This is a genomic window from Aeromonas oralensis (assembly GCF_049665575.1).
Taxonomy (GTDB): Bacteria; Pseudomonadota; Gammaproteobacteria; order Enterobacterales; family Aeromonadaceae; genus Aeromonas; species Aeromonas hydrophila.
This window is the reverse complement of sequence record NZ_CP187186.1, coordinates 3,469,148-3,487,527: the sequence shown is the minus strand read 5'-3', so window position 1 is coordinate 3,487,527 and position 18,380 is coordinate 3,469,148. Positions and strand designations below refer to the sequence as shown.

Here is an 18,380-nt window from a genome sequence, read left to right as displayed (position 1 = left end):
GAATAACGCATGGTTCACTCTCTGTGATACGGATGATTGGTGGTAATGCTCCAGGCGCGATAGAGGCTCTCGGCCACCAGCACCCGCACCAGCGGGTGGGGCAGGGTCAGCGGCGACAGCGACCAGCTCTGTTCGGCCGCAGCCTTGCACTCGGGCGACAGCCCTTCAGGGCCGCCCACCAGCAGGGCCACATCGCGGCCATCCAGCTTCCAGGCTTCCAACTGCACGGCGAGCTGCTCGGTGGTCCAGGGTTTGCCGGGAATATCCAGGGTCACGATACGCGAACGACCGGCCGCCGCCAGCATGGCTTCCCCCTCTTTTTGCAGAATGCGGGGGATGTCGGCATTTTTGCCACGTTTTCCGGCGCCGATCTCGACCAGCTCGAACGGCATGTCTTTGGGGAAACGACGACGATACTCTTCGAAGCCATGCTCTACCCAGGCGGGCATCTTGGTGCCCACCGCAATCAACTGGATCTTCATCGTTTATTACACTTGTACTCGGTTATTGCGCGTTCACTTGAGCGGTACCGCTCCAGAGTTTTTCCAGCTGATAGAAGTCGCGATGCTCATCCTGCATCACGTGCACGATCACCGAACCCAGATCCACCAGTACCCACTCGCCGGTGAGCTGGCCTTCCACGCTCAGCAGATCGAGCCCGGCATGGCGGGCTTCGCTGGCCAGATGGTGGGCGATGGCGCTGACGTGACGGCTGGAGTTGCCGGAACAGACGATCATGGTGTCGGTGATGCTGGATTTGCCGCGTACATCGAGGGTGATGATGTCGCGGCCTTTCATGTCATCGATCTTGTCGACGATAAAGGCATGCAATTCTTGACCTTGCAATGAGTCTCTCCTGTATTCCGGCACGCTTTCACGGCGTGAGGGCGGCGGATTATATCATGGTCACTCCCGTTTCCCAGTGCGGCGAAGGGGAGTGGAACAGGGGCCGTGCCCGCTTGGCAAACTCGCCCCCTGTTGATCACTATAGTGCGCGATCCGCGCCGGACAACCGCCGGCCGCGATCGGGTTCATGCCGGCCGGTACAGCCCCTGCTGGCGGATGTATTGCGCCACCGACGGCGGCAGCAGATAGCGGGGATCCGCGCCCGTCGCCAGCAGCGCCCGCAGGCGGGTAGCCGACAGCTCGACCGGCAGATTGTCCGCCAGCCAGATGCTGCCATGGCGCAGCCGGTGCAGATCCGTCACCTGCTGGCTCTGGTGGCGGGCCAGCAGCTCGGCCACCTCGGCCGGATAATCGGGCTGCCAGCCAGGACGGGTACTCACCACCAGATGGGCGTAATCGAGCAGCTCCTGCCAGCGGTGCCAGCTCGGCAGGCCGAGCAGGGAGTCCATCCCCATCAAAAAGCAGAGTGGGGTGTCCGGCAGTTCATGACGCAGCTCGATGAGGGTGTCGATGGTCCAGGAGAGGGTGTCCCGCTTGAGCTCCCGCTCATCCACCACGAAGCCCGGGTTTTCCGCTGCTGCCAGGGCGACCATGGCCAGGCGCTGCTCGCTCGAGCAGAAGGGGCTGGCCCGGTGGGGCGGAATATGGTTCGGCAGCAGACGCACTTCGGCCAGGCCCAGGGCGTCGCGGGCCTCGATGGCCGGGCGCAGGTGACCGATGTGGATGGGATCGAATGTCCCCCCCAGAATGCCGATGGGCGGTTTCAACATGGGCTCCCTCCGGCGATGACCGGGATGTCGACGGGCTGGATCATGCGTCAGATCCCGCCAGCGGCAAGGGGGTGCCATCGCGAAAACCGAGGGCGAGGGTCTGCAGCATCAGCCAGGCCTGCTCGGTATCGAAGCGACGCTGGGCGTCGTCAAGGCGGGCCATCAGCTGCCACAACTGCTGCAGCTTGGCGAAGGGCAGCCGGGTCAGCGCCTGTTGAATGAGCTGCTGGCGGCTCTGCCAGATGCGCAGGCGGGAGAAGTGCTCCACCAGCGGCTGACCGGCCCTGGCCGCCAGCGCCAGCTCGGTGAGCTGCTCCAGCTCGCGGCACAAGGCCCAGGCCAGCATGCCGGGCTCGGTGCCCTCGGCGCGCAGGGCCAGCAGGATGCGCTGGGCCCGGTTCACCTTCCCTTCCAGCAGGGTGTCGATGAGCTGGAACGGGGTGAAGTGGGCGTGGCGGATGATGGTCTCCTGCAGATAGGCGACGCTGATGGGCTGGGGCGGCGAGAGCAGGGTCAGCTTCTCTATCTCCTGGCTGGCGGCCAGCAGGTTGCCCTCATAGGAGTGGCACATGAAGTTGACCGCATCCGGCAGCGCCTTGAGGCCGAAGCGCTGGAAGCGGGCGCTCATCCAGCGCGGGAAGAAACGGGGCTCGGGGTGGTTGACCGGTACATAGGTGCCGCTCTGGCTCAGCTTGTCGAACCAGGCTGCCTTCATCTGGGTCTGGTTGAGGCGATTACCGCTCAGGACCAGCAGCAGATCGGGGTGCAGCTGTTTGCCGATCTCGCTGATGCGGGCGGCCAACTCCTTGTCGACCTTGGCCGGCAGCTCCAGCTCGATGATCTGGCGTGCCGAGAACAGGCTCATGGCCTGGCAGGCATCGTAGACCTGATTCCAGTCCAGCCCTTGCTCCACCACGAAGCTGTGACGCTCATCGAAGCCCTGTTTGCGGGCCACCTGGCGCACGGCGTCGATTGCCTCGAGCTTGAGCAAGGGCTCGTCCCCAAAAATGAGATAGCAGGGCTTGAGCCCTGCTTTGAGGTGATCCGCAAACTGCTCGGGATAGACTCTCATCAACGAACTCTCATCAAAATACGTGCATCAGAACTTGACCTGGCTGAGCTGGCGGATCACCAGGTTGGCGGCCTGTTCCTGCATCTCCTTGCCAAGCTGCTCCTGCTCGCGGGAGGAGGCGAGCGCCGCGTCCGGCTTGTTCAGGAAACTGCGGTTGAAGGCTATGGGGAAGACCTGGGTCGGTTTGCCCGGCATGGAGACGGTGAACTGGGTGTTGTAGCCCAGCACGTATTCACGGGCCTGGCCGATGGAGTCGACGGAAGCGACCTGGCTGGTGCTGCCGACGCCGGACAGGGTCAGCACTGGGATGCCCTCCTTGTCGGCGAGCTGCACGCCGGCCGCCTTGAGGCGGGTGGTGACCAGCCGATAGAAGTCGCTCTTGTTGTCACCGACCACCTTCATGGTCATCAACTCGGGCGGGATGGCGGTGCCGCGCATCTGAAAACCGCAGGCCTGCAGCAGCAGACCGGTCAGCAGTATGGTCAGCCAGCGAGTGAGGGTGGTGCCCATAAAAAATCCTCTTTGCATGAAGTGAAGAGCGGCGGGCGCAGGGCCCGCCGTTATCATCCGTTTGCTGTTACCGCCTGGCAACCAGACGGTCAGTCTGCATAGCCAGGCGGTATGGCATCAGTTGGCCACGATGTTGAGCAGTTTGCCCGGCACGTAGATTACCTTGCGCACGGTCAGACCGTCGGTGAACTTCTGGACCGAGGCATCGGCCATTGCCAGCTTCTCGACGTCGGCCTGGCTGATCTCGGCCGGCACGGTCAGCTTGCCACGCATCTTGCCGTTGATCTGCACCACTACCAGTTTCTCGGTCTCGACCATGGCCGCTTCGTCGGCCACCGGCCAGGTGGCGTGATCCACGTCGTCGCCCTTGCCCAGCATCTTCCACAGCTCGAAGCCGATGTGCGGGGTGATGGGGTAGAGCATGACCACGACCGCTTCCAGCGCTTCCTGCATCAGGGCGCGATCCTGCTCGTCGCTGCCCAGCTTGGCCAGGTTGTTCATCAGCTCCATGATGGCGGCGATGGCGGTGTTGAAGGTCTGACGGCGACCCACGTCGTCGCTCACCTTGGCGATGGTCTTGTGCAGCTCGCGGCGCACGGCCTTCTGGTCGCCGCTGAGTGCCGCCACATTCAGTGCGGGAGCTACGCCGGCACTGACGTGCTCGAAGGTGATGCGCCACAGACGGCGCAGGAAGCGCTGGGCACCCTCGACGCCGGAGTCGGACCACTCCAGGGTCATCTCGGCCGGCGAGGCGAACATCATGAACAGACGCACGGTATCGGCGCCGTAACGCTCCACCATCAGCTGCGGGTCGATGCCGTTGTTCTTGGACTTGGACATCTTGGTCATGCCGGAGTGAATCACTTCACGACCTTCATTGTCGACGGCCTTGGTGATGCGACCCTTCTCGTCACGCTCCACCTTGACGTCGGTCGGGCTGACCCAGACGTTGCCGCCCTTCTCGTCTTTGTAGTAGAAGGCGTCGGCCAGCACCATGCCCTGGCAGAGCAGGCGCTTGAACGGCTCGTCGCTGTTGACCAGACCGGCGTCACGCAGCAGCTTGTGGAAGAAGCGGGCGTAGAGCAGGTGCATACAGGCGTGCTCGATGCCGCCGATGTACTGATCCACCGGCAGCCAGTGGTTGGCTGCCGCCGGATCCAGCATGCCCTTGTCGTAGTCCGGGGAGCAGTAGCGGGCGTAGTACCAGGAGGACTCCATGAAGGTGTCGAAGGTATCGGTCTCGCGGAACGCTTCCTGACCGTTGTAGGTGGTCTTGGCCCACTCGGCGTCGGCCTTGATCGGGCTCTGAATACCGTCCATCACAACATCTTCCGGCAGCAGTACCGGCAGCTGATCTTCCGGAGTCGGCACCACGGTACCGTCAGCCAGAGTCAGCATCGGGATGGGGGCACCCCAGTAGCGCTGACGGGAGACACCCCAGTCGCGCAGACGGAAGTTGACGGTGCGCTTGCCGCAGCCAAGGCTTTCCAGCTTGCTGGCGATGGCATCGAATGCCGGCTGGAACTCGAGGCCGTCGAACTCGCCTGAGTTGAACAGCACGCCCTTGTCGGTGTAGGCGGCGTCGATCACGTTCGGCAGATCGCCATCGACCGGCTTGATGACCGGCTTGATCTCGAGACCGTACTTGGTGGCGAACTCATGGTCGCGCAGGTCGTGGCCCGGTACCGCCATCACGGCGCCAGTGCCGTAGTTCATCAGCACGAAGTTGGCGACCCAGACCGGCACCTTGCGGCCATCCAGCGGGTGAATGGCGTAGAGGCCGGTGGCCATGCCCTTCTTCTCCATGGTGGCCAGTTCAGCTTCGGCTACCTTGGTGTTCTTGCACTCTTCGATAAAGGCGGCCAGTTCCGGATTGGTCTGGGCTGCTTGCAGCGCCAGCGGGTGGCCGGCGGCGATACCGACATAGGTCACGCCCATGAAGGTGTCCGGACGGGTGGTGTAGACCTCCAGATGCTCAGCCTGACCCTCGATGGCGAAGCTGATGTTGACCCCTTCGGAGCGGCCAATCCAGTTGCGCTGCATGGTCTTGACCATCTCAGGCCAGCCTTCGAGGTTGTCGATATCGTTCAACAGCTCTTCGGCGTAGTCGGTGATCTTGATGAACCACTGGGGGATCTCTTTTTGCTCCACCGGGGTGTCACAGCGCCAGCAGCAGTTGTCGACAACCTGCTCGTTGGCCAGCACGGTCATGTCGTTCGGGCACCAGTTGACGGAGGAGGTCTTCTTGTAGACCAGACCCTTCTCGTAGAGCTTGGTGAAGAACCACTGTTCCCAGCGGTAGTAGTCCGGCTTGCAGGTGGCCAGCTCGCGATCCCAGTCATAACCCAGACCCAGCATCTTCAGCTGGTTCTTCATGTATTCGATGTTTTCATAGGTCCAGGGCGCCGGTGCCGTGTTGTTCTTGATGGCGGCGTTTTCCGCCGGCAGGCCGAAGGCGTCCCAACCGATAGGTTGCAGCACGTTCTTGCCATTGAGGCGTTGATAACGGGAGATCACATCACCTATGGTGTAGTTGCGAACGTGCCCCATGTGTAGACGACCAGACGGATAGGGGAACATGGAGAGGCAGTAGAACTTTTCCTTGTCTACTTTCTCCACCGCCTTGAAGGTTTTCTTGGCATCCCAGTGCTTTTGCACTGCTGGTTCTATGGATTGGGGAACGTATTGCTCTTGCATTGGTGACATCCGGATCTGTGAAATGGATAGATAAATCAGCTGGGAAATCGCAATAGAATACCCATATCCTGCGGCGGCAACAACCGCCAGCGTCCCTCGGGCCTTAAGCCGGGCCTGATCAGGGTTCAGTAGAGGAGTAACGGCCATGGACAAACGTCAAAAAGGGTACGAAGCCTTCATTGCCGAGCTGCAAAAGCAGTGGCAAGAGACAGAACAGTTCCAGGGGGAGCGCCTCAACCGGATGATCGCCAAGGTGCAGGCCTATCTGGAGGCGGCCGGGGATCTGACCCAGGACGAGCTGGCGCTGATCGCCGAGTATGTGAAGCGGGATCTGGGCAACTATGACGAGGGGCGCAAGGATGAGCAGGTGGAGGAGTCCGCCTTCATGCTGGCGCTCAAAGACACCGCCTGGTCCTGGCTGGCGGACGTGACCGACCGTACCCAGGTGGAGTGGCAGGAGCTGGCGGATGAGCTGGAGCACAAGGGTGTCTATCGGGCCGGCGACTGGGTGGGGCTCGGGGTCTTGGTGTGCGATCACTGCGAGTGGCGCCATACCGTGCTGCACCCCGAACAGCTCGGCACCTGCCCCGAGTGCGGTGCCGATGAGTATCACCGTGAGCCGCTCTCTCCCTAAGCCGCCAGATGGTGCCAAGCCATAAGCCAAACCATAGAGAGAGGCGCCCTTGGGCGCCTCTCTCATTTATCGGGTTGTACGACTGGGTCAGCCCTTGCGCGCCCAGGGGTGGGCGCGGGGGCGCAGCCCCAGTCCCAGCGCCAGCAGCAGGGCGGCGATGCCATACATGGGCCAGCTGCCAAAGCGCAGGTAGGGGGTCTCGCCGTGGGCGGGACGCACCTCGGTGCGCAGCACGCCGGCCTCGAACTGCGGGATCTGGGCGATGATGCTGCCGTCAGTCTCGGTGACGATGGTGATGCCGGTGTTGGTGTCGCGCAGCAGCGGGCGAGCCAGCTCGAGGGCACGCATGCGGGCGATCTCCATGTGCTGCCAGGGGCCGATGCTGGTGCCGAACCAGGCGTCGTTGGAGACGGTCAGCAGGAAGTCGGTATCCGGCTGCACGTTGCGGCGCACCTCGTCCGGGAAGATGATTTCGTAGCAGATGGCGGCGGCAAACTTGAGCCCCTTGGCGATCAGATTCGGCTGCACCTCGTCACCGCGGCTGAAGGAGGACATGGGCAGATTGAAGAAGGGCGCTATGGGACGCAGCAGATCTTCAAGGGGCACGAACTCGCCGATGGGCAGCAGGTGGTATTTGTAGTAACGGTTCTTGTGCTGGTAGTAGTAGGACTCCTTGCCTTCCGCATCCTGCACCCCCATGCCGAGCACGGTATTGAAGAAGCGCTGCTGCTCGAGATCGTAGTGGATGATCCCCGCCAGCAGGCCGGTATCGTTCACCTTCATCGCCTTGTCCAGGCTCTCCAGGTAGTTGCCCATCTCCTTCTCGATGGCCGGGATGGCCGATTCCGGCCAGACGATGATGTCGGCGTCCTGGTTCTCGCGGCTGAGATCCTGATACTTGCGCACCGTCGGCACCAGCGCATCCGGATCCCACTTGAGGGACTGCTCGATGTTGCCCTGCACCAGCGCCACCTTGACCGGTTCACCGCGGGTTACCCAGTTGAGCTGCATCAGCCCCTGGGCGGCGCCCACCAGAGCTACCGGCACCAGCAGCCAGGCCGGCTTGCGGCTCTGCCAGAGCAGCCAGAAGGCGGAGGCGGTCAACAGCAGCGCGAGGGTGATGCCCTGCACGCCGAGGATGGGGGCAAAGCCCTTGAGGGGCCCGTCGATCTGGCTGTAGCCGAACCAGAGCCAGGGGAAGCCGGTCATCACCCAGCCGCGCAGCCAGTCGGCCATCAGCCAGAGCGCCGGGAAGGCGAGCAGCCAGCGGCTCCAGTGACGACCGCTGAAGAAGCGGGCGAAGACCCAGCAGGCCAGGGTCGGATAGAGCGCCAGATAGGCTGACAGCCCGGCCAGCAACACGAAGGCCACCGGCAGCGGAATGCCGCCGAACATGGTCATGCTGACGTGGATCCACCACAGCCCAGGCAAAAACAGCCCCATGGCGTAGCCAAAGCCGCGCCATGCCGCCTGCTTGGGGTTGGCCTTGTCCAGCAGGGCGTAGAGACCGAGCAGGGAGGGGATCACCAGCGGCCAGTAGTTGAAGGGCGAGAAGGCGAGCACGGCGATGGCGCCAGAGGCCATGGCAAACAGGCTGGTCAGGAGTTTCGATTTCACGGGCTGTAATTTCACGGGCGATAAGGCTCGGATTGAACGGCAATGGGTTGAGTGGCCAGTATCTTAACCCGTAAAGGCGGTCAACGGCGAGCCTCCCGGCCCGACGGTCCGAGGCGAGAGGTTAAAAGGGCGATGACGGGCCCTGTGACTCGTGGGAAGCAGAGGTGGTGTGCGCTCAAACGAACAGCGCCCCGACGGGCGGGGCGCTGTGGGCAAGGACCAGGGCTTATTGGGCCTCGGACTGGGCCGCGACATGGTTGTCGGGGATCTTCACCTGCAACTGCTGCAAGCGGCGCTTGTCGGCGTGCATCACCTTGAACAGGTAGCCTTCCAGCTCGATCTCCTCACCCTTCTTGGGCAGGTGGCTGAAGGCGTGCATCACCAGACCGCCCACCGTATCCACCTCTTCATCGCTGAACTGGGTGCCGAAGAAGTCGTTGAAATCTTCAATCTCGGTGAGGGCGCTGACGGCGAACACCCGCTTGCTGATGCGGCGGATCTCGTCCGGCTCATCCTCGATGTCGTCGAATTCGTCGTCAATCTCGCCGACGATGAGCTCGAGGATGTCCTCGATGGTCACCAGACCTGAGACGCCGCCGAACTCGTCCACCACGATGGCCATGTGGTAGCGCTCTTCACGAAACTCTTTGAGCAGACGGTCGACCCGCTTGCTCTCGGGGACGATCACCGTGGGACGCAGGATCTTCTCCAGCTGCAGCGGCTCGCTGGCATGGTGGCCGCCAAACCCGAACGGCAGCAGATCCTTGGCGAGCAAGATGCCCTCCACGTGATCCTTGTCTTCGTTGATCACCGGGAAGCGGGAGTGGCCCGACTCGATGATCACCGGCAGGATCTCGTCCACTGGCTGGGATTTCTCGATGGTCACCATCTGGGAACGGGGGATCATGATGTCGCGCACGCGCAGCTCGGCAATTTCGAGCACGCCCTCGATCATGTCCTTGGTGTCCTGATCGATGAGATCGCGCTCTTCGGCGTCGGCTATCACTTCCACCAAATCGTTGCGGTCTTTTGGCTCGCCCTGGAAGAGTTGGCTGAGTTTGTCGAGCCAGGTTTTCTTCGGCGAGCCGGTACTAGGGTGATCGTCGGTCATTTTCTCTCTTGGTTACTCGTATGAACACACTTGAAATCGTTGTGGCTATATGAGGATGGGCATCGGCTGTTTCAAGACGATGACCATCCGGTTCTTTACTCTTCGTCGTTCAGATAGGGATCGGCGAAACCGAGCTCCTGCATGATGTCGCGCTCGAGCGCTTCCATCTCTTCGGCCTCGTCATCCTCAATATGGTCATAACCTAGCAGATGCAGACTGCCGTGCACAACCATGTGGGCCCAGTGGGCCATCAGTGGCTTGCCCTGTTCGGTGGCTTCGTGCTCCACCACCTGGCGGCAGATCACCAGATCGCCGAGCAGCGGCAGCTCCAGGCCGGGTGGGGCCTCGAACGGGAAGGAGAGCACGTTGGTGGGCTTGTCCTTGCCGCGATAGGTGAGGTTGAGCTCGTTGCTCTCCGCCTCGTCGACGATGCGCACCGTCACTTCGGCCTCCTGCTGGAAGCCGAGAATGGTGCCATCGAGCCAGCTCTGCAGCTGGGCCTCGCTCGGCAGGCCGTCGGTGCTGGCACTGGCCAGTTGCAGATCCAGAGTCACGCTCATTGGGCACTCTCTTTACTGGTGTGGGGGGCGGCTTTGTCGGCCGCCTGTTTGGCATCGAACGCCTCGTAGGCCTGCACGATGCGGGCCACTACCGGGTGGCGCACCACGTCCTTGGATTCGAAGAAGTTGAACGACAGGCCGTCGACATCCTGCAGCACTTCCAGCGCGTGGCGCAGGCCCGACTTCTGGTTGCGGGGCAGGTCTACCTGGGTGATGTCGCCGGTCACCACCGCCTTGGAGTTGAAGCCGATGCGGGTCAGGAACATCTTCATCTGCTCGGTGGTGGTGTTCTGGGCCTCGTCCAGGATGATAAAGGCGTCATTCAAGGTTCTGCCTCGCATGTAGGCGAGCGGCGCCACCTCGATGATGTTGCGCTCCATCAGCTTCTCCACCCGCTCAAAGCCCAGCATCTCGAACAGGGCGTCGTAGAGCGGACGCAGGTAGGGATCCACCTTCTGGGAGAGATCGCCGGGCAGGAAGCCGAGCTTCTCGCCCGCTTCCACCGCCGGACGGGTCAGCAGAATGCGGCGAATTTCCTGACGCTCCAGCGCGTCCACCGCCGCCGCCACCGCCAGATAGGTCTTGCCTGTTCCTGCAGGGCCTATGCCGAAGCAGATGTCGTGGCGCACGATATTGGCGATGTACTGGGCCTGGTTGGGGCTGCGCGGCTTGATGAGGCCGCGCTTGGTCTTGACCGTCACCTCCTTGCCATAGGGGATGCTAGGCGCCGGCTCGTCATCCTGCTCCAGCACCCGCGACTCCTGAATGGCCAGATGGACCATGTCGGGGGTGATGTCGGTCACCTTGCCACCCTTGAGCGGCTGGGTTTCTACATAGAGGTGCTTGATGATGACGGCGGCCGCCTCCACCTGGGCCTGCTTGCCCAGCAGCTGGAAGTGGTTGTCGCGGTAGCTGATCTCGACGCCGAGGCGGCGCTCCAGCTGTTTGACGTTGTCATCGAACGGACCGCACAGACTGGCGAGACGCTGGTTGTCGGCGGGTTCCAGATGCAGATTCAGGGTCGAGATGTGTCGGCTCAAAGTGTCCTCGTCTTGACGCGATCCCACCCGGCCGGGGCCGGATGGGGTGAACAGATTAATGGGGAGTGAAGGCGGCCACGCCCAGCTGGTCCGGTACGTTGTCCGGGCGACGGGCCAGGATCTCGCTCGGGGCGGTGGCGATGCGCAGGTTCATCTCGTTCTCGCCGCGCAGGAATTTGCCGCGCAGGGAGTTGGGACGCACCTCGGTGATCTCCACGTCGGCAAAGCCGCCGATCAGGGTGTGCGGGCCTTCGAAGTTGACCACCCGGTTGTTCTCGGTGCGGCCGCACAGCTGCATGGGGTCGAGCTTGGAGGGCCCTTCCACCAGGATGCGCTGGGTGGAGCCCAGCATGGCGCGGCCAATCTGCATCGACTGGTTGTTGATAACGTGCTGCAGGCGGGTCAGGCGGGCTTTCTTCACCTCCATGTCGACGTCATCGGGCAGGTCGGCGGCCGGGGTACCGGGGCGCGGGCTGTAGATGAAGCTAAAGCTCATGTCGAAGTTGATCTCTTCAATGAGTTTCATGGTGGCCTCGAAATCTTCGTCCGTCTCGTTCGGGAAGCCGACGATGAAGTCGGAACTGATGGTGATGTCGGGACGGGCGGCGCGCAGGCGGCGGATCTTGGACTTGTACTCCAGCACGGTGTGCGGGCGCTTCATCATGGTCAGGATACGGTCGGAGCCGCTCTGCACCGGTAGATGCAGGAAGCTGACCACTTCCGGGGTATCCTTGTAGACCTCGATGATGTCGTCGGTGAACTCGATGGGGTGACTGGTGGTGTAGCGAATGCGATCGATGCCGTCGATGGCGGCCACCAGCCGCAGCAGCTCGGCGAAGGTGCAGATGCCGCCGTCGAAGGTCGGGCCCCGATAGGCATTGACGTTCTGGCCGAGCAGGTTCACTTCGCGCACGCCCTGCTGGGCGAGCTGGGCGATTTCATAGAGCACGTCGTCGAGCGGTCGGCTCACCTCCTCGCCGCGGGTGTAGGGCACCACGCAGAAGGAGCAATATTTGGAACAGCCTTCCATGATGGAGACGAAGGCGGTCGCCCCTTCGGCGCGCGGCTCGGGCAGGCTGTCGAACTTCTCGATTTCCGGGAAGGCGACGTCCACCTGGGCACCGCGCCCTTCCTGCACCTGCTTGATCATGGTGGGCAGGCGATGCAGGGTCTGCGGGCCGAAGACGATGTCCACATAGGGGGCGCGAGTGCGGATGTTGTCCCCCTCCTGGGAGGCGACGCAGCCGCCCACGCCGATCACCAGACCGGGTTTGTTTGCCTTGAGCTTCTTCCAGCGTCCCAGCTGGTGAAACACCTTCTCCTGCGCTTTTTCGCGGATGGAGCAGGTGTTGAGCAGCAAAACGTCTGCCTCTTCGGGCTCTTCGGTAAGCGTGTAGCCATTGCTGGCATCCAACAGGTCGGCCATCTTGGACGAGTCGTACTCGTTCATCTGGCAACCCCAGGTTTTGATGTGAAGTTTTTTGCTCATTGCTTCTCTTGACTTGTTTTGAATGCGGCATGGTCAAAGGACCGGGCATTTTACTCCGCAATCCGGAGACTGCCTAGCGAATATCCAGCCGGCCACGGCCGGAGCGCCGCTGGCGGGCTTCCTGTCGGCATCGGCTTTCTCCTTGATTTGGCGCACTAATTCTCCACACCCTTCACTGTTTCCCGGCGCCCCTTGCGGTATCATGTGGTCATTCGGTCCGGCTGCGTTTTCCCCTTGCCCGGGCTCACCCCTTGCAGGAATCAAGTTATGGAACAGTGTGATATCGCCATCGTCGGGGCCGGAATGGTCGGCGCCGCCACCGCCTGTCTGCTGGCGGCGCAGGGTCTCTCGGTGCGGGTCATCGAGACCCGGCTGCCGGAGCAATACGCCCCTGAGCAGCCGCTGGATCTGCGGGTCTCCGCCATCAGTCAGGCGTCGGTGGCGCTGCTGGCGCAGGCCGGTGCCTGGCAGCACCTGCAGCAGATGCGGCTGTGCCCCTATCGCCGGCTGGAGACCTGGGAGCTGGATGGCTTCGCCACCCGCTTCAACGCCGGCGACCTCGGCCTGCCCCAGCTCGGTTACATCATCGAGAACCGGCTGGTGCAGCTGGCGTTGCTCAGACGTATGGAAGATTTCCCCAACATCCAGACCCACACCCCGGCGGCGGTGTCGAGCCTGCGCCAGAGTGCGGATGAAGCTGTGCTGACTCTGGACGACGGCACCGAACTGGCCGCCCGCTGGGTGCTGGCGTGCGACGGCGCCGAATCCCACACCCGCAAGCTGGCCGGTATCGGGGTATCGCGCTTTGAATACCGTCAGCACTGCATGCTGATCAACATCGACACCGACTTCGAGCAGGAAGACATCACCTGGCAGCAGTTTACCCCGAGCGGCCCGCGCGCCTTCCTGCCGCTGCCGGGCCGACACGGCTCCCTGGTCTGGTATGACAGTCCGGCCCGCATCCGGGCGCTGGCCGCCATGAGCAACGAGGGGCTGGCCGCCGAGGTGCGCCGCCACTTCCCGAGCCGGCTCGGCGGGTTTGCCGTGACGGCCAAGGGGAGTTTCCCGCTGGTGCGCCGCCACGCCAACGACTACCACGCCGGCCGGGTGGTGCTGCTGGGCGATGCCGCCCACACCATCAACCCGCTGGCGGGGCAGGGGGTCAACCTCGGCTTCAAGGATGTGGCCTGCTGGCGCGATCTGCTGCAAGGGGCCGGGGCCGACTGGCATCAGCTGGCGCTGGCTGGGCGTTATGAGCGGCGCCGCCGCCCCGACAACCTGCTGATGCAGTCGGGGATGGATCTCTTCTACGGGGTGTTCAGCAACGAGATAGGCCCGCTCAAGCTGGCGCGCAACCTGGCCCTCAATCTGGCGGACAAGGCAGGCCCGCTCAAGGAGATGGCGCTACGCTATGCGCTGGGGCTGGTTTAAGGCGCGCGGCGCCATCATGAGGGAGCAGGTAGCATGAACAAGGCATTGTTGGTGATCGATTTCATCAACGACATCGCCCACCCGGACGGGCGCATCGCCGCCTCGGCGGCCCATGTGCTGGAACAGGACGCCATCGCGCACGCCAATCAGGCGCTGGCCCATGCCCGTGCCCACGGCTGGCTGGTGGTGCTGATCAAGGTGGGTTTTGACCCGCACTATCTGCTGCAGCCCAAGGGCTCGCCCATGTTTGGCCGGGCTCACCAGTTCGGGGCGCTGTCGCTTGGCGATGGCGGCACCGACTTTCACGCAGACCTCGATGTGCAGCCAGGGGATCTGGTGCTGACCAAGCCCAGGGTCAGCCCCTTCTACGGCACCGCGTTGGAGCCGGCGCTGCGGGCCAACCACATCGAGCACCTCTATCTGTCCGGGGTGAGTACCAGCTGGGCCATTCAGGCGGCGGCGCGGGAGGGTCATGATCGCGACTACGCCATCACCATCCTGGAGGATGCCTGCGCGGCGGCGGATGCCAATGAGCACCATGCCTCGCTGCGAATGCTCGGCCGCATCGCCGAGATCTGCAAGGTGGCCCAGCTGGCCTGATCCTGGCGGCAGGCGGAGCTTGCTCACTGTTTTGACATTTTGTCTGCGGCCCCCTGTCGGGCCGCAGCCATTTTGGGCAACATGAAGCGAGCATCAATGGCCACAAGGATGAGGGCATGCGTTATCAGGGACGGATCGTGCGCTGGAACGAGGCGCGCGGCTTTGGTTTTATCGCCCCCGAGCAGGGAAACGGAGAGCCAAAAGGTGCCGAGCTGTTCGTGCATATCTCGGCGCTGCAGTCAGATGGCTCGCTGCCCAAGATTGGCGAGCGGGTCTCCTATCAGCTTGGCAGCGGCCAGGATGGCAAACCCAGGGCCGAGCAGGTGTTCTTTCCGGACCGGCCGCTGTCGCTGGCAGGCGCCCAATCAGCGCCTTTTGTGGGCAGACAGGCTGCGGCCGGGGAGCGGCCGACGCCAGCCAAGGCACGCCAGCGCCCCGTCTATCGGCGCCGCAGCAACTGGCGCGGCAAGCTGATCCCGCTGCTGGTGCTGGCCGGGATCTTCTCCGTTTACTCCCGCTTCTCGGCCGAGTCGGTCTCGCCTTCGCCAACCTCTTCTTTCAGTCAGCAGGCAGCGGACAGCACAGACAGCCCGCAGGCGGCGCCCACCTTCGTCCGTCAGTGCGACGGTCGGCAGTACTGCTCCCAGATGACCTCCTGCGAGGAGGCGACCTGGTTTTTGCAAAACTGCCCCAATACCAAAATGGACGGCAGAGGAAGAGGGAACGGGATTCCTTGTGAAAGCCAGTGGTGTGGTCACTAGCGAGGGATAGTCTGATGCAAGTGGTTGATCATCTATCTTTATCTTGCAGGCCGGTGGCGGGCCATGGCCGCCGATGCCACTTCGTCATGGACGGAATGCCGGCATTATTGTTGTGGTTGTGGTTGTGGTTGTGGTTGTGGCAGGTGCGGTGCGTCGTTGTTGGGTAAGGAGCAGGGTCATGGCGGACTATTTTCAGGGATCACTGTTTCACTTCTCCGATCGGGCGCAATACCTGTCTGCACTGCTCAATTCGCTGGAGGAGCAGATCTCGGTGATCGATCGGGATGGCGTCATCCACTACACCAATCTCGCCTGGAATAGTTTCGCCGAACAGAACGGCATGCCCGAGGGGTACGACTGGCTGGGCGTCAACTATCTGAGGGTGTGCGACAACTCGGTGGAGCCGCTGGCCCAGATGGCGGCCGAAGGGATCCGGCGGGTACTGCGCCACGAGCAGCAGCACTTTCATCTGGAGTACCCCTGTCACAGCCCGGATACCCAGCGCTGGTTCATGATGCGGGTCTCCGCCATCCCCGGTATCGAGGTGGAGTTCTATACCATCAGCCACATCAACGTCACCGAGCGCAAGCTGCAGGAGCTGGACATGGTCTACCTCTCCCTGCACGATCCGCTGACCGGGCTTGCAAACCGGCGGCTGTTCAACAGCTTTCTGCACAACGAGTGGCGGCGCAGCATGCGCGAACAGACCCCCATCTCCTTCATCATGCTGGATCTGGACAACTTCAAGCTGTGCAATGACCACTTCGGCCATCAGGTCGGGGACGGTTTCTTACAGCAGGTGGGTCAGCTGCTGAGCACCTTCTGCCAGCGGGCCACCGATCTGCCGTGCCGCTTCGGCGGCGACGAATTTGCCCTGATCCTCGGCAATACCGGAGGAGAGGCCGCCTCCCGCATGGGGGAGGCCATTCGCGTTGGCATCGGCGAGCTGCTGATCCCGGGGGCGGATGGACTTCAACTCAGCGCCAGTGTCGGCATTGCCACCCTGTTGCCGCAGCAGGCCCGCGTCTCGGAAGAGGAGCTGCTGACCGCCGCCGACATGGCGCTCTATCTGGCCAAGCAGGGGGGCAAGAATCGCTGCCACTGCGTCAGCTGCAGCGCGCTGCCGGCCGCCTGATACTCGATTGCCACCCCCTCTGTGGCGATACCTCGCCAGCCCCCTGATATCGACTCCCTGAACCTATCGCATCAGCGATCCGGCATGGCCGGCTGCGGCGCCGGGTGGGCATCGATGACCAGTTGCACGAAGCGATCGCGGATGGGATCGGCGAAATCCGGGTTCCACACCAGGCTTATCTCCCACTCGGAGCAGGGGCCGGACAAGGGGTAGAGGGTGACGTCCGGGCCGGCGATGAAGCTGACGCTGCGCGGCAGGATGGCGTTGCCGATGCCGGCGGCCACCAGTGCTACCAGGGTCTGGATATCCTCCGCCTCCTGGATCATGCCGGTCAGCCGGTTGGCGCCGAGGAAGCCAGCGATCTGCTGGCTGAGGCCGGGGCAGCGGTGGCCGACCATCTGCAGCAAGGGCTGGCTGGCCAGCGCCTGCTCCACATCGAAGGCGGCCGGATCCGGCTGCGTCATCAGGGTCGGTACCGCCAACACCAGCCGATCGGTCAGCAGTCTGTGCTCCTGCAACTGCGGCGCCTGGGGCCGGCGCATGAAGCCAAGCTGCAGCTGGCCCGACAGCAGCCGCTCCTGCTGGATGGCGGAGGTCATGTCCTGCAGATGCACCATCACCTCGGGCACCTGCTGCTTGAAGCTGGCCACCAGTGCCGGTGCCAATGCGAAGCTCGACAGGCCGAAACCAATCTTGAGGCGCCCGGCGATGCCGCTGGCCAACGCCATGGCATGGCGCTCAAAGCCCTTGCCATGTTCGACCAGGGCGCTCGCCTGGGTGAGCAGCTGGGCGCCGATGGCGGTCAGCTCGGCGCCGTGGCGACCCCGGTTGAACAAGGTGCTGCCGAGGGTCTGCTCCAGTCCCTGGATCTGCTTGGTGAGCGCTGGCTGGGTGATGAACAGCCGGCTGGCGGCCTCCCGGTAGTTGGCGGTATCGGCCAGGGTGACGAATGCCTGCAGTTGCTTCAGATCGAATTTCATTCCATTTGGTTATCTAAGGTGGCCATTTTTTGATTATAAATTATCTAATCGCCTTGTTCTAATGGTCTGGTAGCGGGCCCCATTGGCCCCATCCGATCAGTCACAAGGAGTCATCTTATGCCTGCCGAACGCTATCTGTTTTTGATCAAGGGAACTCTGGTGCTGGCCCAGCCGCTGGCTGCGCCGGAGACGGGAGAGCTGCTTACCAGCCTGCTGCAGCAGGGCTTTGCGGTCGGCCCCTTGCAAGTGTGGGCGAGCAATGCCGAACAGGCGCTGGCCTGCTATGAACAGGCGGCCCAGCGGCGGGCCTTCGGCGATATTCTGGCGGGGAGCGAACCCGGCCTGGCAGGTGTCGGCTCATGAGCCGGCTTGTGCTGCGGGTCAGCGCCCTGCTGCTGGACATGGATGGCACCTTGGTGCACTCCACCGGCGAAGTGGAGACGGTATGGCGGCTCTGGTGCCGCCGCCATCAGCTGGCGCCCGAGCCGGTGCTGGCCATGTGCCACGGGGTGCGCTCGCGGGAGGTGCTCCATGCCTTGGCCCCGCAACTGGACATGGCACAGGAGGTGGCCCTGCTCGACGAGCTGGAGATCAACCACACCGGTCAGGCGGAGGCCATCGCCGGTGCCCGAACTCTGCTGGCGGGTTTGCCAAGCGATCGCTGGGCGCTGGTGACCTCCGCCAGTCAGCGGGTGGCCCGTCATCGGCTGCAAAGTGCCGCTCTGCCATTGCCCGCCCTGCTGGTGGGGGCCGAGGATGTGGTGCATGGCAAGCCTGCTCCCGAGCCTTATCTGCTGGCGGCCGAGCGTCTGGGGCTGGCGGCGGCCGATTGCCTGGTGTTCGAGGATGCGCCGGCCGGCATCACCAGTGCCCTGCGGGCGGGATGTCGCGTGGTGCAGGTGGGGAGCGATGCTCCGCTCCATCCGGCAGTGGTGGCGGTGATCCGCGACTGGCGCGAGGTTAAGGTGGCGTTGGGGGAAGGTGACTCCCTGCTGGTGACGCTGCCCGCTTGAGCGGTGGAGAGATCACCTTGCAGCCACAGCCAGCCGCAATAAAAACGCCCCCGA

The 18,380-nt window shown here is 63.2% G+C and carries 19 protein-coding genes; 7 read left to right on the top strand and 12 right to left on the bottom strand.

The window, feature by feature from the left end; translation table 11 throughout:
* Positions 1-14: 14 nt before the first annotated feature.
* The 6 genes from rlmH to leuS all read right to left on the bottom strand — a co-directional run bounded on the left by rlmH (position 15) and on the right by leuS (position 5,955).
* Positions 15-482 (bottom strand): 23S rRNA (pseudouridine(1915)-N(3))-methyltransferase RlmH, encoded by a 468-nt coding sequence (gene rlmH / locus ACPDZI_RS16105; RefSeq protein WP_005298242.1) that lies wholly within the window; start codon positions 480-482, stop codon positions 15-17.
* A 22-nt stretch (positions 483-504) separates the two neighbouring features.
* Positions 505-846: a ribosome silencing factor gene (gene rsfS / locus ACPDZI_RS16100; RefSeq protein WP_011707026.1), complete on the bottom strand. Its 342-nt coding sequence runs from the start codon at positions 844-846 to the stop codon at positions 505-507.
* Positions 847-1,031: 185 nt separating this feature from the next.
* A complete protein-coding gene (gene nadD, locus ACPDZI_RS16095; RefSeq protein ID WP_438833474.1) occupies positions 1,032-1,676 on the bottom strand; it encodes a nicotinate-nucleotide adenylyltransferase in 645 nt (214 codons plus the stop codon).
* Positions 1,677-1,716: 40 nt separating this feature from the next.
* Positions 1,717-2,748, bottom strand: a complete 1,032-nt coding sequence (gene holA / locus ACPDZI_RS16090; RefSeq protein ID WP_043161851.1) for a DNA polymerase III subunit delta — start codon at positions 2,746-2,748, stop codon at positions 1,717-1,719.
* 27 nt (positions 2,749-2,775) lie between these two features.
* Complete coding sequence (gene lptE, locus ACPDZI_RS16085; protein ID WP_016351676.1) at positions 2,776-3,258, bottom strand: LPS-assembly lipoprotein LptE; 483 nt, start codon at positions 3,256-3,258, stop codon at positions 2,776-2,778.
* Positions 3,259-3,375: 117 nt separating this feature from the next.
* Positions 3,376-5,955 (bottom strand): leucine--tRNA ligase, encoded by a 2,580-nt coding sequence (gene leuS / locus ACPDZI_RS16080; RefSeq protein ID WP_438833473.1) that lies wholly within the window; start codon positions 5,953-5,955, stop codon positions 3,376-3,378.
* Positions 5,956-6,100: 145 nt separating this feature from the next.
* On the opposite strand from leuS, the gene ACPDZI_RS16075 reads away from it, so the two are divergent.
* Positions 6,101-6,589 carry a zinc ribbon-containing protein gene (locus tag ACPDZI_RS16075; protein ID WP_005298255.1) on the top strand — a complete coding sequence of 163 codons (489 nt, stop codon included), beginning with the start codon at positions 6,101-6,103 and terminating at the stop codon, positions 6,587-6,589.
* A gap of 87 nt (positions 6,590-6,676) precedes the next feature.
* Here the strand turns inward: ACPDZI_RS16075 and lnt are convergent, their stop codons facing one another.
* The 5 genes from lnt to miaB form a co-directional block, all read right to left on the bottom strand.
* Positions 6,677-8,221 (bottom strand): apolipoprotein N-acyltransferase, encoded by a 1,545-nt coding sequence (gene lnt, locus ACPDZI_RS16070; RefSeq protein WP_438833472.1) that lies wholly within the window; start codon positions 8,219-8,221, stop codon positions 6,677-6,679.
* 211 nt (positions 8,222-8,432) lie between these two features.
* Positions 8,433-9,317, bottom strand: coding sequence for a CNNM family magnesium/cobalt transport protein CorC (corC, locus tag ACPDZI_RS16065; protein WP_011707019.1), 885 nt, complete (start codon positions 9,315-9,317; stop codon positions 8,433-8,435).
* A gap of 95 nt (positions 9,318-9,412) precedes the next feature.
* The gene (ybeY, locus tag ACPDZI_RS16060; protein WP_252375743.1) at positions 9,413-9,877 is read right to left on the bottom strand and encodes an rRNA maturation RNase YbeY; all 465 of its coding nucleotides are present in this window, start codon (positions 9,875-9,877) and stop codon (positions 9,413-9,415) included.
* Complete coding sequence (locus ACPDZI_RS16055; RefSeq protein WP_043121096.1) at positions 9,874-10,917, bottom strand: PhoH family protein; 1,044 nt, start codon at positions 10,915-10,917, stop codon at positions 9,874-9,876. The genes ybeY and ACPDZI_RS16055 overlap by 4 nt, the downstream gene beginning before the upstream one ends.
* Before the next feature lie 55 nt (positions 10,918-10,972).
* Complete coding sequence (gene miaB / locus ACPDZI_RS16050) at positions 10,973-12,406, bottom strand: tRNA (N6-isopentenyl adenosine(37)-C2)-methylthiotransferase MiaB (RefSeq protein WP_017409244.1); 1,434 nt, start codon at positions 12,404-12,406, stop codon at positions 10,973-10,975.
* A gap of 267 nt (positions 12,407-12,673) precedes the next feature.
* Here miaB and ACPDZI_RS16045 point away from each other — a divergent pair, with 267 nt between their 5' ends.
* The 4 genes from ACPDZI_RS16045 to ACPDZI_RS16030 all read left to right on the top strand — a co-directional run bounded on the left by ACPDZI_RS16045 (position 12,674) and on the right by ACPDZI_RS16030 (position 16,333).
* Positions 12,674-13,837 carry an FAD-dependent oxidoreductase gene (locus ACPDZI_RS16045; protein ID WP_438833471.1) on the top strand — a complete coding sequence of 388 codons (1,164 nt, stop codon included), beginning with the start codon at positions 12,674-12,676 and terminating at the stop codon, positions 13,835-13,837.
* A gap of 33 nt (positions 13,838-13,870) precedes the next feature.
* The gene (locus ACPDZI_RS16040; RefSeq protein WP_438833470.1) at positions 13,871-14,437 is read left to right on the top strand and encodes an isochorismatase family cysteine hydrolase; all 567 of its coding nucleotides are present in this window, start codon (positions 13,871-13,873) and stop codon (positions 14,435-14,437) included.
* A gap of 116 nt (positions 14,438-14,553) precedes the next feature.
* Positions 14,554-15,198, top strand: a complete 645-nt coding sequence (locus tag ACPDZI_RS16035) for a cold-shock protein (RefSeq protein WP_438833469.1) — start codon at positions 14,554-14,556, stop codon at positions 15,196-15,198.
* Positions 15,199-15,376: 178 nt separating this feature from the next.
* A complete protein-coding gene (locus ACPDZI_RS16030) occupies positions 15,377-16,333 on the top strand; it encodes a diguanylate cyclase domain-containing protein (protein WP_339331349.1) in 957 nt (318 codons plus the stop codon).
* A gap of 71 nt (positions 16,334-16,404) precedes the next feature.
* On the opposite strand, the gene ACPDZI_RS16025 is transcribed toward ACPDZI_RS16030, so the two are convergent.
* On the bottom strand, positions 16,405-17,313 hold the full coding sequence (locus ACPDZI_RS16025) for a LysR family transcriptional regulator (RefSeq protein WP_194760135.1): 909 nt from the start codon (positions 17,311-17,313) through the stop codon (positions 16,405-16,407).
* Positions 17,314-17,430: 117 nt separating this feature from the next.
* Between ACPDZI_RS16025 and ACPDZI_RS16020 the strand changes: the two genes are divergently transcribed.
* Both ACPDZI_RS16020 and ACPDZI_RS16015 read left to right on the top strand, forming a co-directional pair.
* Positions 17,431-17,676: a hypothetical protein gene (locus ACPDZI_RS16020; protein ID WP_077096540.1), complete on the top strand. Its 246-nt coding sequence runs from the start codon at positions 17,431-17,433 to the stop codon at positions 17,674-17,676.
* Positions 17,673-18,326, top strand: a complete 654-nt coding sequence (locus ACPDZI_RS16015; protein WP_438833468.1) for an HAD-IA family hydrolase — start codon at positions 17,673-17,675, stop codon at positions 18,324-18,326. The genes ACPDZI_RS16020 and ACPDZI_RS16015 overlap by 4 nt, the downstream gene beginning before the upstream one ends.
* Positions 18,327-18,380: the final 54 nt, after the last annotated feature.

Bases quoted from the DNA above. Each gene is read 5' to 3' on its own strand.
- rlmH (WP_005298242.1), bottom strand. From the start codon at position 482: ATGAAGATCCAGTTGATTGCGGTGGGCACCAAGATGCCCGCCTGGGTA.
- nadD (WP_438833474.1), bottom strand. From the start codon at position 1,676: ATGTTGAAACCGCCCATCGGCATTCTGGGGGGGACATTCGATCCCATC.
- holA (WP_043161851.1), bottom strand. From the start codon at position 2,748: ATGAGAGTCTATCCCGAGCAGTTTGCGGATCACCTCAAAGCAGGGCTC.
- lptE (WP_016351676.1), bottom strand. From the start codon at position 3,258: ATGGGCACCACCCTCACTCGCTGGCTGACCATACTGCTGACCGGTCTG.
- leuS (WP_438833473.1), bottom strand. From the start codon at position 5,955: ATGCAAGAGCAATACGTTCCCCAATCCATAGAACCAGCAGTGCAAAAG.
- ACPDZI_RS16075 (WP_005298255.1), top strand. From the start codon at position 6,101: ATGGACAAACGTCAAAAAGGGTACGAAGCCTTCATTGCCGAGCTGCAA.
- corC (WP_011707019.1), bottom strand. From the start codon at position 9,317: ATGACCGACGATCACCCTAGTACCGGCTCGCCGAAGAAAACCTGGCTC.
- ybeY (WP_252375743.1), bottom strand. From the start codon at position 9,877: ATGAGCGTGACTCTGGATCTGCAACTGGCCAGTGCCAGCACCGACGGC.
- miaB (WP_017409244.1), bottom strand. From the start codon at position 12,406: ATGAGCAAAAAACTTCACATCAAAACCTGGGGTTGCCAGATGAACGAG.
- ACPDZI_RS16045 (WP_438833471.1), top strand. From the start codon at position 12,674: ATGGAACAGTGTGATATCGCCATCGTCGGGGCCGGAATGGTCGGCGCC.
- ACPDZI_RS16040 (WP_438833470.1), top strand. From the start codon at position 13,871: ATGAACAAGGCATTGTTGGTGATCGATTTCATCAACGACATCGCCCAC.
- ACPDZI_RS16035 (WP_438833469.1), top strand. From the start codon at position 14,554: ATGCGTTATCAGGGACGGATCGTGCGCTGGAACGAGGCGCGCGGCTTT.
- ACPDZI_RS16030 (WP_339331349.1), top strand. From the start codon at position 15,377: ATGGCGGACTATTTTCAGGGATCACTGTTTCACTTCTCCGATCGGGCG.
- ACPDZI_RS16025 (WP_194760135.1), bottom strand. From the start codon at position 17,313: ATGAAATTCGATCTGAAGCAACTGCAGGCATTCGTCACCCTGGCCGAT.
- ACPDZI_RS16020 (WP_077096540.1), top strand. From the start codon at position 17,431: ATGCCTGCCGAACGCTATCTGTTTTTGATCAAGGGAACTCTGGTGCTG.
- ACPDZI_RS16015 (WP_438833468.1), top strand. From the start codon at position 17,673: ATGAGCCGGCTTGTGCTGCGGGTCAGCGCCCTGCTGCTGGACATGGAT.